Here is a 12,003-nt window from a genome sequence, read left to right as displayed (position 1 = left end):
GCTCCGGACACATACCCCGCACCACGAACCTGCCCTACGCCGACCTCCTCGGCCCGCACCACACACTCGACCCCGCCCGCACCGCCCGGCTGGCACGGGAGCACGGCCTACGGCAGGGAGCCGGCGCGGTCCTCTACCGCGGCGGGGCCATCAACGCGGCCGGACTGGCCCTTGCCCTGCACGAGATCGGCATCGACGACGTCGTCCTCTACGACGGCTCGCTCAGCGAGTGGCGGGCCCACCCGGAACTGCCCTTGGCGACCGGCCGACCGTGACGGACCGCCCCCGTATCGGGCATGATCGGTCCCGGCCCACGGGCCCACGACGAGGAAGCGGATGAAGAGCACACGGGACACGATCTACGACACCCTCAGACAGCGGCTGACCTCCGGGCACTACCCGGCGGACGCCTCGCTCGTACCGCTCGCGCTGAGCGAGGAGTTCGCGGTCTCCCGCACCCCGGTGCGCGAGGCGCTGGCCCTGCTGGAGCGGGACGGGCTGCTGGTGCCCACCCGACGCGGGTTCACGCTGCGGCTGCGCTCCGACGAGGAGATGCTCGAACTCTTCGAGATCCAGGCCGTGTTGGACGCCACGGCCGCCGAATCGGCGGCATGGCGCCGCAGCCCGGTCGACATGGTCCGACTGGACGCCCACCTCGACCACGCCCAGTCCCTGAACGAACCCGCACACATCCGGCGGAGCCTGAACGACTGGCACGACGCGGTCCGCCAGGCCGCCCACAACGGAACAGTCGTCGCCCTGCTCCGGACCCTCGACGCCCAGGTGAAGACGAGCGCGCCCTGGCGCACCCCCGAAGTCGCCGACACCTTCACCGCCGCCTTCGCCGAACACCGCACCATCACCGAGGCCATCCGGACCCAGGACGCCGAGGCGGCCCGCGTCGCGATGCTCGCCCACCACGGCCACGACCGGGACCGGCGCATACGGCAACGGGTGCGCGTGGAAGCGGAGTTGACCTCCACCACGGCATCGGACGGCAGCGCGGACGCTCAGCGGTGAGCGTCGAACGGTAGCGGTCAGGTCGGGATCAGGTGGCCGTCGCGGAGCCGCGTGCCCGCCTGCTTGAGGCGGTGCAGGACCGATCCGCCCTGGTCGCGGAGACCGGTGCGGGTCCGGCCCACGATCTCGGAGCCGCCGGAGGTGACGCTGACGTAGGAGGTGCCCTCGCGGGCGGCCGGCGCGTCCGCCAGGGCGTCGGTGGCGTCGGGACGGCACTGGACCCTCACGAACCAGGTCAGGTCCTCGGGAGTCGCGTGGCTGGGCAGGGCGCGCACCCGGACGGCTCCGTCGGCGACCAGGGCGCGGTAGCGGCGGGCCACGGTCTGCTCGGAGACCTCGGCCGCCTCGGCGATACGCCGGAAGGACGCGCGCCCGTCCCGTAGAAGGCACTGCACGATCCGCCGGTCTGTCGCATCCATGGTGGAAGTGTGGGGGTGGGTCGCCGATCGGTATGGATCTCTGGTCGCCGTCTGGCGGTCCGGCTGGGGGAGCGGAGCGGGACGGGGGACAGCGGTGTGGTGGCCCACCGCGTATGACCGCCCCGGAGCCCGGCGGTTGCCCGTGCGGGCGTTTCTTCGTGACGGTCGGTCACTCACGGCGCGGGCGCCCGGCAATCGGTACCGCACCCTCGGCGCCGTCCTGGATCTCCTGATCGGTACGCGGGGTGGCGCAGATCTATTGACGCCCACCAACCCACTAGGTACAACGTTGGAACCAGACGTGGTGGTCGGGTGATCCTCGCCCCCGCGCTGCTTCCGGCAGGGCTGGTGTCAGTCGCTGCCGGCCGTCGCTCGGCCCCGGCGGAGCGCTCCGCCGGGTCGCACCCACCCACTCCACCCGCTGATGAGGACTCGTATGCGCCTGCCCGAACGTCCTTCCTTCCCCCTGGGGCGCGCCGCCCTGCGGTGGCTCCTCCTTCTCGTGTCCTGCGTGGCGCTGGTCGCGGTTCCCGGCACGGCGTGGGCCGTCACCACCGGCAACGGCTCGCTCGTGTACTCGCCCGCCGCGGGGAGTTCCTTCGACCCCGCCGGCACGACCTACGCGAAGACCATCGTGCTGAAGCACGGCGGCTCCAGCAACGGCCGCATCCTGGTGACCTACGACCAGTTGGTCTGGGTCAACGGAAAGCAGGTGTACCCGATCTACTCCAGCGACGACAACGGGGCGACCTGGACGCACCTGAGCGACGTGGTGCCGGGAAACACCTTCTCCTCGCTGATCAAGACCTCGCAGCCGTTCCTCTACGAGGTGCCGCAGGCCACGGACGGTCTCGCGGCCGGCACGATCCTCCTGGCCGGCAACATCATGCCGTCGGACAAGTCCAGCAGCCGGCTCGTGGTCTACAAGAGCACCGATCACGGCGCGACCTGGTCCTACCTGAGCACCGTGGACAGCGGCGGCCCCGCCGTCTACGACCCGAGCCCGACCTCGACCACCACCACCGTATGGGAGCCGTCGCTGGGTCTCGACGAGGCCGGAGACCTGGTCTGCTACTTCTCCGACGAACGGCAGAAGGCCAACGGCGTGCTACAGGCAGTCTCCTACCGCGTGTCGGCGGACGGCGGAGCCACCTGGGGCACGGAGGGCAACGTCGCCGCGATCCCCAACAGCAGTGACAGACCCGGCATGATCACGGTGACCGCGCTGCCGAACGGGAAGTACATGGCGGTCTACGAGGTCGTCAACCGCCCCTCGCAGTCGCTCAACACGGCAGTGGTCTACTACAAGTTCTCCGACGACGGCATCACCTGGACCGCGAACGACCTCGGCACACCGATCAAGCTCGCCAACGGCCGCGGCATCGGATCCTCGCCCTTCGTGAAGTGGGTGCCGGCGGGCGGCCCGAACGGCATGGTCGTCGTCTCCTCGAAGTGGGGACTTGATGCGTCGGGCAACATCAGCGGCGGCCAGAACTTCATGGTCAACTACAACCTCGGCCAAGGCTCCTGGGAGCGGTTGCCGTACGCGGTGACGTACGACTCGAGCGACACCCAGGGCGGCACCTTCGCCGGCTTCGCCCAGGCCTTTGACACCAGCGTGGACGGGAACACCCTCTTCCAGGCCACCAACGTGGAGAACACGACCACCACCTACAACGACATCCGCGTCGGATCGATCCCGCTCAACGCCCACCACTACGAAGCCGAACGGGCCACCCTGACCGACACCACGCTCGTCTCCCATGTCGACGCGGACGGGGGCAGCAAGGTGGGCAACATCAACTACTCGGACAGCAAGGTCTCCTTCACCCACGTGAACGTGCCGACGGCCGGGACGTACACGGTCAACGTCCGCTACGACAACGGAACGGGCGCCACCAGCAGTCACACCGTGAGCGTGAACGGCGGCAGCGCCACCACACTCAGCTATCCGGCCACCGTCGACTGGGGCCGCTTCGGCTGGGCCCAGTTCACTGCGAGCCTCAACGCGGGGAACAACACGATCACCTTCGGCTACAACGGAACGTACGCGGAACTCGACGCCATCGACGTCTACCGGTCGGGCGTGGCCGCGGACGGGGAGTTCAAGCTGGTCAACCGCACCAGCGGGAAGTACCTGGAGACCACGTCGGCCCTGACGACGGAGGGCGCCCCGACGGGACAGTGGGGGGACACGAACAACCCGACCCAGGTCTGGCGGATCACCGCGGCCTCCTCGGGCGGCTACACGCTGGCCAACCTCAACAGCGCCAAGCTGCTGACCGTGAGCGGGGCGTCCACCGCCAACGGCGCCGCGGTCGTGCAGAACTCGTCCAACGGGTCCGCGTCTCAGCGGTGGACCCCGAACCCGACCGACTCCGGCTACGGCTACTGGATCAACGCCAACAGCGGCAGACTGCTGGAGATCTACCAGAACTCCACGGCGGACGGCGCGATCGCCGACCAGTGGTCCACCACCGGCTACAACGGCCAGCAGTGGCGGTTGGTGAAGGAGGGCGTCCAGTAGGAACTCGCGGCGGGCGGGCCGTGGTTCACCGGCCCGCCCGCCGCCGGATCCGCACAGGCTCCCAACCGGTGCTGTGCGTCGCTCAGTTCGAGGGCGGTGCGGCCTGCGTGCTCTCGCGGACGACGAGTTCCCAGCCGCAGCGCAGCTCGCGTGGCGGGATGGGGTCCTCGGTGCTCATGCGCTCGGTCAGCGCGGACACGGCCTGCTGTGCCATGTCGGCGTAGTCGGGCCGGATGGTGGTCAGGGTGGGGATGGTGAAACGTCCCTCGTCGATGCCGTCGAAGCCGGCCAGGGCGAAGTCGTGCGGTGCGTGCAGCCCCTGGTCGTGGGCGGCGCGCAGGGCGCCGATGGCCAGGACGTCGGCGAAGCAGTACAGCGCCTCGGGGCGCTCGCCCCGGGTGAGGATCTCGGCGGCGGCCCGCGCGCCGGCCTCCTTGCTGTAGTGGGTGCCGGGGACGGCCGGGGCCAGCTCCTCGTCGAAGGGCAGACCGCGCTGCGTCAGCGCTTCCCGATAGCCCTTCAGCCGCTGGAGTGCCGTCGCGGTGGCGTGCGGGGCGTGGTCCTGGCGGCCGATCACCGCGATCCGGCGGATGCCCTGGTCCAGGAGGTGGCCGGTCAGCGCGCGCGAGGCGGCCGCGTTGTCGATCGCGACATGGTCGACGGCGACATGATCGCCTGTGGCATCGGGCTGGCTCTCACCCAGCAGCACGATCGGCATGGACCTGGTGCGCTGTGCGAGTGCCTCGCCGCCGAGGTCCACCGGCGACATGATGACCCCTTCGATGAGCGGGTCGCGCAGATGCTCGGCGGCGCCGAGTTCGGCACCCGCGTCGCCTCCGGTCTCCTCGATCAGGAGGGTGTAGCCGGCCTTCCGCGCCGCGCCGATCATCGCGGTGGCGACCTCGGCGAAGTACGGGTTGCCCAGGTCCGGCACGGCCAGCGCGATCACCTGGGAGCGGCCGGTGCGCAGCCTGCGGGCCGACAGGTTCGGGCGGTAGTCGATCTCCTCGATCGCCTGGTGCACCCGGGCGGCGGTCCGGGCCGACACCCTGCCCTCCACTCCGCGCAGCACGTTCGACACCGTCTTGATCGACACTCCTGCCCGCGCCGCGACGTCGTGCAGGGTGGGCTGGGCCATCTGTTCCTCCGGGCTCGTCGCCGCTCGCGGCCACCGGGGTGGCTCCGCCGCCGGTGACCGTGTGCCCGGTCCCGGCCTCTGCGGCCCGTCTCTGTCTGCCGCCCCTGACGGTACCGCCACCTGGGGCATGTCGGGCCGTGGGTTGCGACAAGACCTCCTCCAGGTGTCGACCAGGCCATTGACGCAGCCGCCAGAGCAAGGGTACAACGTTGGAACCTGATCGGCCGACCGACGCTCCCCACCGGGCCCCGGGCGGCGAAACCGACAGGCACGGACCGTAGTTCGGCGCTGGCGCCGCTTCACCCGAGCACGCTCGCCAGTGGCCGTGACGTCCTCCCGTTGCCCCCTCATCCCGTGGCACCGCCTGCGCGCGCCACCACCCCGTTCACGCCCCGTCAGCACGCCCACCCACCCGCATGCCTTGCTGAAGTCAGCGGCAGTCAAAGGAGACCCGCATGTCATCGTCCAGCGCCGAGCGCAGAGCCGCCGCACCCGCCGTGGGCCCCGCCGCCGGTACCTCACGCCGATCCCTGCTGCGTCTGATGGGCGCGGCCGGCATCGGGGCCGCCGCGACCGGTGCGCTCAGCGCCTGTGCTCCCGGCAGCACCGCGGCCCCGAAGGCGCTCGGCTCGACCGTGCCCGCCCAGGCGAAGGGCACCGCGACCCTGTGGTTCCGCGACGACGACCTGCTGAAGGTGTTCCGCGGTGTGGTGCCCTCGTTCACCAAGAAGTACCCGAAGGTGACCCTGAAGCTCGTCGGCGTCGACATCGACACCAAGCTGCCCCCGGCCCTGATCTCCGGCGCGGGCGTGCCCGACGGCTCGTTCTTCGGCGACGGCAGCGTCCTGGGTCAGGCCGAGCACCTGACCGACCTCACCGCGCAGATGGCCAAGTACCGCGCCGACACCGTGCAGTACAAGCTGGACAGCAACACCAGCGACGGCCGCCTGGTCGGCATCCCGTGGGACACCGACCCGGGTCTGCTCTACTACCGCGAGGACATCCTGGCCGCCGCCAAGGTCGACCCTGCCCAACTCACGTCGTACGACGCCCTGTTGGACGCGGCAAGGGAGATCAAGGGCCGCGACGCCAAGGCCCGGCCGATCCCGCTGGAGCAGGACCCGAACCTGGCCACGCAGTGGCTGATGATGCTGGTCAACCAGCAGCAGGGCACCGGCCTGGTCGACGCCAAGGGCAAGCTCACTCTCGACACCGACGCCTTCCGGACCGCCCTGACCTGGATCAAGAAGGTCGCGGACGAAGGTCTGGGGGCCCGCAGCAAGTTCGCCGGCACCGCGCAGATCGCTCAGGCCGACGGCGGGACGGTCTCCCTCGTCCCCTGGGCGATCTGGTACAACTTCCTGGTCCAGGGCACGTTCAAGAAGAGCACCGGCCACTGGCGGGTGGGGCAACTCCCCGCGTGGACACCGGGCGGGGCGCGCTCCGGAGTCATGGGCGGCAGCTCCTTCGTCATCCCCGCCAAGGCGGCACAGCCGGATCTCGCCTGGCTCTTCTACGAGCACGCGGTCTACAGCCCCGAGGGCTACAAGGCCGTCTTCGGCAGCAACAGCGTCTACCCCAACGGCCTGAACACCGCCCTGCCGTCGGTGAAGTCCGCGCTCGACCCGGCGAACCCGCTCTTCAAGCCGCTGCCCGGCCTCGGCAACCAGAACCTGTGGGAGGTCGGCACCAAGGCCTCGCTCGCCATCCCGGCGGGCTACCGCATCCCGTCCTGGTTCACCCAGGCCGCCACCACCTACCTCGGCCCGAACCTCCAGAAGCTGATGGACGGGAAGATGAGCGTCGACGACGTCATCAAGAAGTCCACGTCCGACATCCGGACCAACCTCGTCGACCGGGCCTGACAGGCATGACGAACCTGACCTGGAACACACGGGCGCCGCGGACCGGTGAGCAGGACCCGGCGCCCCGCCCGACCCGGCGGCCTCCGGTCCGGCGCCCCGGCTCGGTCCGGGCCCGGCGCGAGGGCTGGTGGGGGCTCGGCCTGGTCGCGCCGTTCCTGCTGCTCTTCGCCGCGTTCACGGCCTACCCCCTCGGCTACGCCCTGGAGCTCAGCTTCAGCAACTGGCACGGCGCGGGCGCCCTGCGCTGGGTGGGCTGGTCGAACTACACCTACCTGCTGAGCGACCCCGGCTTCTGGGACTCGCTCGGCAACACCGGGCTGATGTGGCTGCTGATCGTGCCCGCCCAGACCCTCGGCGCGGTCGCGGTCGCCAGCCTCCTGACCCGCTCCCGGCTGAGGTTCAAGAAGGCACTGCGCACCGTCGTGATCCTGCCCTACGTGACACCCCTGGCAGCGATGGCACAGGCCTTCATCCTGATCTTCGACGACCACTTCGGCCTGCTGAACCGGGTGCTCGGCGCACTCGGCGGACCGCAGATCGGCTGGCTGACCACGACCGCCTGGGCGAAGCCGGCCATCGCGCTCTTCGTCCTCTGGAAGACCAGCGGCTTCGCCCTGATCATCATGCTGGCCGCGGTCCAGGGCATCCCGCCCGAGGTGTACGAGGCGTCGGCCCTCGACGGAGCCGGGCCGATGCGCACCTTCTTCTCCGTCACGCTCCCGCTGGTACGCCGCTCCGTCAGCTTCTTCCTGGTCATCTCCACCCTCGGCGTCTCCCAGATGTTCCTGGAGCCGTTCATGATCACCAAGGGTGGTCCGTACAACTCCTCGACCACCTCGGGCCTGTACCTCTACCACCACATCTCGGCCTCCGACCTCGGCACGGGCGCGGCGAACTCCTTCCTCCTGGTGATCCTCGTCCTCCTGCTGTCCCTGGTCGCGGTCCGCGTCCTGCGCTCCCGGGAGGACTGAGCCGATGACCACCGCCCCACTCACCGCCCCCGCCGCCGGATCTCCCTGGCGGCCCGTCCGGACCGTGCTCGGCTACACCTGCATGCTGCTCGCCGCGATCGCCTTCCTGCTCCCGATCGTCTGGATGGTCGGCTCCTCCTTCAAACCCGGCACGAGCATCCTCAACGACCCCCTCGGCTTCGATCCCGCCACGGCGACCTGGCGCAACTGGACCGGCATGTTCGACAACACGCCGATCATGCGCGCCCTGCTCAACACCGGCATCGTCGTCGTGGGCAAGGGCGGCCTGCTGCTCGTCTTCAGCCCGCTGGCCGGCTACGGGTTCGCGAAGTTCGACTTCCCGTTCAAGAACGCGCTGTTCGGGCTGGTGCTGCTCACCCTGATGATGCCGACGCTGGTCCTGATCATCCCGCTGCTGCTGGAGATGAGCCAGCTCAACTGGATCAACTCCTACCAGGCGCTGATCCTGCCCGGCGCGGTCGACGCGTTCAGCGTGTTCTGGATGCGGCAGACCATCAGCGAGATCCCCGACGAACTCCTGGACGCCGCGCGGATCGACGGCTGCGGACCGTTGCGCGCCTTCTGGTCGGTGGTGGTCCCCGTGCTGCGGCCCGCCCTCGCGGCCCTGGCCGTCCTGTCGCTGTTCACCATCTACAACGACCTGGTCTGGCCGATCGTCGCCATCAACGACCAGCAGCACGAGACCCTCGCCGTCCTCCTCGCGGGCCTGTCCGCGAACGTCAGCGGTGCGCAGGCCGGCGTCAGCAGCGCCGACATGTGGGGCCAGCTGATGGCCGCCTGCACCTTCGCGACCATCCCGACCGTGCTGCTCTTCGTGTTCCTCCAGCGCCACTTCATCCGTGGCCTGCTCGCCGGCAGCAGTCGCTGACCGCGCCCGCGCGCTCGTCGTCGCGACCGTCCCCTGCCCGCCCTCCCACCGCCGAAGGAATGGCTCCGAACGTGACCACACCGCAGCAGGCCCACCTCACCATCCACCCCCTGTTCGACATCGGCGAGATCGATCCGCGGGTCTTCGGCAGCTTCGTGGAGCACATGGGCCGCTGCGTCTACTCGGGACTCTACGAACCCGGCCATCCCACCGCCGACCAAGGCGGCTTCCGAGGCGATGTCACCGCGCTGATCCGTGAACTGGGCGTCAGTGTCGTGCGTTACCCGGGCGGCAACTTCGTGTCCGGCTACGACTGGCGCGACGGCATCGGCCCGACCGCCGACCGCCCGACCCGCCTCGACCTCGCCTGGCGCTCCCTGGAGCCCAACCTCGTCGGCATAGACGAGTTCCTGCCCTGGGCGCGCAGAAACGGCATCGAACCCATGATGGCCGTCAACCTCGGCACGGCCGGACCGAAGGAGGCCGCCGAACTGGTCGAGTACTGCAACCTCCCCGACGGCACCACCCTCGCCCGCGAGCGCGCCGCCAACGGACACCCCGCCCCGCACGCCGTACGGACCTGGTGCCTGGGCAACGAGATGGACGGCCCCTGGCAGATCGGCCACACCACGGCCGCCGAGTACGGCCGCCGCGCCGCCGAGGCCGGCAAGGCCATGCGGCTGGTCGACCCCGACATCGAACTGGTCGCCTGCGGCTCCTCGTTCCGGCACATGCCGACCTTCGGCGCCTGGGAGGCGACGGTGGCCGAACTCACCCTGGACGTCGCCGACTACATCTCCATGCACGCCTACTACGACGGCACCGCCGACCGCCGCGACTACCTCGCCTCCGGGCAGCGCCTGGAACGCTTCATCACGGACGTCACCCACACCTGCGACGCCGTCAGCGCCAGGCTGGGCTCCGCGCGCCGGATGATGATCTCGCTGGACGAGTGGAACGTGTGGTCGTCGGCCGCCACCTCCTCACCCGTCGGCGAGGGCCAGAACCACGAGATCAGCCACGCGCCCCGGATCACCGAAGACCCCTACCGGGCCCTGGACGCCGTCGTCCTCGGCGACCTGATCATCGGCATCCTCAACCACGCCGACCGCGTCAAGATCGGCTGCCTCTCCCTCCTCGTCAACGTCAGCGCGCCGATCCTCACCGAGCCCGGTGGCGGAGCGAGCAAACAGCCGATCTTCCATCCGTTCGCCGCCGCCGCGCACGCCGCCCGCGGCCACGCCCTGCGCACCCGGCTCTCCGCGCCCCGGTTCGAGACCCTCACCCACGGCGCCGTCCCGCAGGTGGCGACCGCCGTCACGCACGCCCCCGAGAGCGGCCAGGCGGCGGTCTTCGTCACCAACCGGGGCAGCGAACCGGTCGAACTCACCATCGACCACGCGGCGTTCGGCGCCTTCGACATCAAGTCCGTGCACACCCTCACCGCGGCCGACCCCCGCGAGGACCGAGACCTCGCACTGGAACCCCTCCAGCAGATCCACCCCGGCGAACGTGTCTCGACCCTGCTCCTGCCACCCGAGTCCTGGACCCTCGCCGAGGCCGTGGCCCGAACCTGATCCCACCCCCAGCCGTCTGACTCGCCCGTGCACGAAAGGCCGCCATGTCCCGACCGCCCACCGCCCCCGCCCGTCTCACGCTCGACCCCGCGTTCACCGTCGGCGACGTGGACCCGCGCCTGTTCGGCTCCTTCGTGGAACACCTGGGGCGCTGCGTGTACACCGGCATCTACGAACCGGGCCATCCCACCGCCGACGAGGCAGGCCTGCGCGCCGACGTCCTCGACCTGATCCGCGAACTGGGAGTGACCACGATCCGCTACCCGGGCGGCAACTTCGTCTCGGGCTACAAGTGGGAGGACAGCGTCGGACCGGTGGAACAACGACCGCGCCGGCTCGACCTCGCCTGGCGCACGACCGAGACCAACGCCTTCGGACTGTCGGAGTTCATGGGCTTCCTGCGCAAGCTGGGCCACGACGGCGAACCGATGATGGCCGTCAACCTCGGCACCCGCGGCGTGGCGGAGGCCATCGAACTCCAGGAGTACGCCAACCACCCCTCCGGCACCGCGCTGTCCGACCTGCGCGCGGCACACGGCGACAAGGCGCCGTTCGGGATCAGGCTCTGGTGCCTGGGCAATGAGATGGACGGCCCCTGGCAGATCGGCCACAAGAGCGCCGAGGACTACGGCAAGCTGGCCGCCGCCACCGCCCGCGCGATGCGCATGATCGACAAGGACGTGCAACTGGTCGCCTGCGGCAGCTCCAGCCAGAGCATGCCGACGTTCGGCGCGTGGGAGTCGACCGTCCTGGAGCACACCTACGACCTCGTGGACTACATCTCCATGCACGCCTACTACGAGGAGAGCGACGGCGATCGCGACTCCTTCCTCGCCTCGGCGGTGGACATGGAGGCGTTCATCGAGAACGTGGTGGCCACCTGCGACCATGTGGGCGCCCGACTGAAGTCCACGAAGAGGATCAACATCTCCTTCGACGAGTGGAACGTCTGGTACATGTCCCGCTTCCAGCGGGACTTCGCCGAGAACCTGCCCAACTGGCCCGAAGCACCACGGCAGTTGGAGGACAGCTACTCGGTCACCGACGCGGTCGTCCTCGGCTCGATGCTGATCGCTCTGCTGCGCCACGCCGACCGCGTCTCGGTGGCCTGCCTGGCACAACTGGTCAACGTGATCGCCCCGATCATGACCGAACCGGGCGGGGCGGCCTGGCGGCAGACCACGTTCTTCCCGTTCGCGCAGGCGTCTCGACACGGCCGTGGTCGGGTGCTGCGGGTCGATCCGCAGGGCCCGGCGCAGACGACCGCCAAGTACGGAGACGTGCCGCTGCTGCACGCCACGGCGGTGCTGGACGAATCGAGTGGGGCCGTGACCGTGTTCGCGGTCAACCGCAGCCAGACCCGATCACTGCCGCTGGAGGTCGCCCTGCACGGCACCGCCGTGACCCGGGTGGCCGAGCACAGCGTGCTGTCGGACGCGGACCCGGACGCCCGCAACACCCTGGCCGAACCCGACCGGGTCGTCCCGCATCGGGCCACGGCCACCACCATCGACGGCAAGGTGCTCCGCTGCGAACTGGAGCCTCTCTCCTGGAACATGATCCGCCTGCTGCCGGAGTGACCAAGGGCTCGGGAGGT

10 protein-coding genes are annotated in these 12,003 nt (G+C 70.0%); 8 read left to right on the top strand and 2 right to left on the bottom strand.

The genetic code is table 11. The features are described 5' to 3' along the window. The coding region (locus JHN63_RS07440) for a rhodanese-like domain-containing protein (protein ID WP_374222902.1) at window positions 1-275 on the top strand (275 nt) is incomplete at its 5' end. Between the two features lie 61 nt (window positions 276-336). Further along, the gene (locus tag JHN63_RS07435; protein WP_200678112.1) at window positions 337-1,020 is read left to right on the top strand and encodes a GntR family transcriptional regulator; all 684 of its coding nucleotides are present in this window, start codon (window positions 337-339) and stop codon (window positions 1,018-1,020) included. A 17-nt stretch (window positions 1,021-1,037) separates the two neighbouring features. On the opposite strand, the gene JHN63_RS07430 is transcribed toward JHN63_RS07435, so the two are convergent. Then, a complete protein-coding gene (locus JHN63_RS07430) occupies window positions 1,038-1,439 on the bottom strand; it encodes an Lrp/AsnC family transcriptional regulator (RefSeq protein WP_200678111.1) in 402 nt (133 codons plus the stop codon). 436 nt (window positions 1,440-1,875) lie between these two features. Between JHN63_RS07430 and JHN63_RS07425 the strand changes: the two genes are divergently transcribed. Continuing rightward, the gene (locus JHN63_RS07425; RefSeq protein WP_200678110.1) at window positions 1,876-3,966 is read left to right on the top strand and encodes an RICIN domain-containing protein; all 2,091 of its coding nucleotides are present in this window, start codon (window positions 1,876-1,878) and stop codon (window positions 3,964-3,966) included. A gap of 82 nt (window positions 3,967-4,048) precedes the next feature. On the opposite strand, the gene JHN63_RS07420 is transcribed toward JHN63_RS07425, so the two are convergent. After that, window positions 4,049-5,104: a LacI family DNA-binding transcriptional regulator gene (locus JHN63_RS07420; protein ID WP_200678109.1), complete on the bottom strand. Its 1,056-nt coding sequence runs from the start codon at window positions 5,102-5,104 to the stop codon at window positions 4,049-4,051. A 455-nt stretch (window positions 5,105-5,559) separates the two neighbouring features. Here JHN63_RS07420 and JHN63_RS07415 point away from each other — a divergent pair, with 455 nt between their 5' ends. The 5 genes from JHN63_RS07415 (at window position 5,560) to JHN63_RS07395 (ending at window position 11,986) form a co-directional block, all read left to right on the top strand. Beyond that, the gene (locus JHN63_RS07415) at window positions 5,560-6,969 is read left to right on the top strand and encodes an ABC transporter substrate-binding protein (protein WP_200678108.1); all 1,410 of its coding nucleotides are present in this window, start codon (window positions 5,560-5,562) and stop codon (window positions 6,967-6,969) included. Between the two features lie 5 nt (window positions 6,970-6,974). Then, window positions 6,975-7,940, top strand: coding sequence for a carbohydrate ABC transporter permease (locus tag JHN63_RS07410; RefSeq protein ID WP_234476259.1), 966 nt, complete (start codon window positions 6,975-6,977; stop codon window positions 7,938-7,940). A gap of 4 nt (window positions 7,941-7,944) precedes the next feature. Beyond that, a complete protein-coding gene (locus JHN63_RS07405) occupies window positions 7,945-8,829 on the top strand; it encodes a carbohydrate ABC transporter permease (protein ID WP_200678107.1) in 885 nt (294 codons plus the stop codon). Between the two features lie 71 nt (window positions 8,830-8,900). Next, window positions 8,901-10,406 (top strand): alpha-L-arabinofuranosidase C-terminal domain-containing protein, encoded by a 1,506-nt coding sequence (locus JHN63_RS07400; protein ID WP_307781841.1) that lies wholly within the window; start codon window positions 8,901-8,903, stop codon window positions 10,404-10,406. A 44-nt stretch (window positions 10,407-10,450) separates the two neighbouring features. After that, complete coding sequence (locus tag JHN63_RS07395) at window positions 10,451-11,986, top strand: alpha-N-arabinofuranosidase (protein WP_200678104.1); 1,536 nt, start codon at window positions 10,451-10,453, stop codon at window positions 11,984-11,986. Window positions 11,987-12,003 lie beyond the last annotated feature (17 nt).

The organism is Streptomyces sp. MBT65 (genome assembly GCF_016612545.1).
Taxonomy (GTDB): domain Bacteria; phylum Actinomycetota; class Actinomycetes; order Streptomycetales; family Streptomycetaceae; genus Streptomyces.
This window is presented reverse-complemented; position numbering and strand designations above follow the sequence as displayed.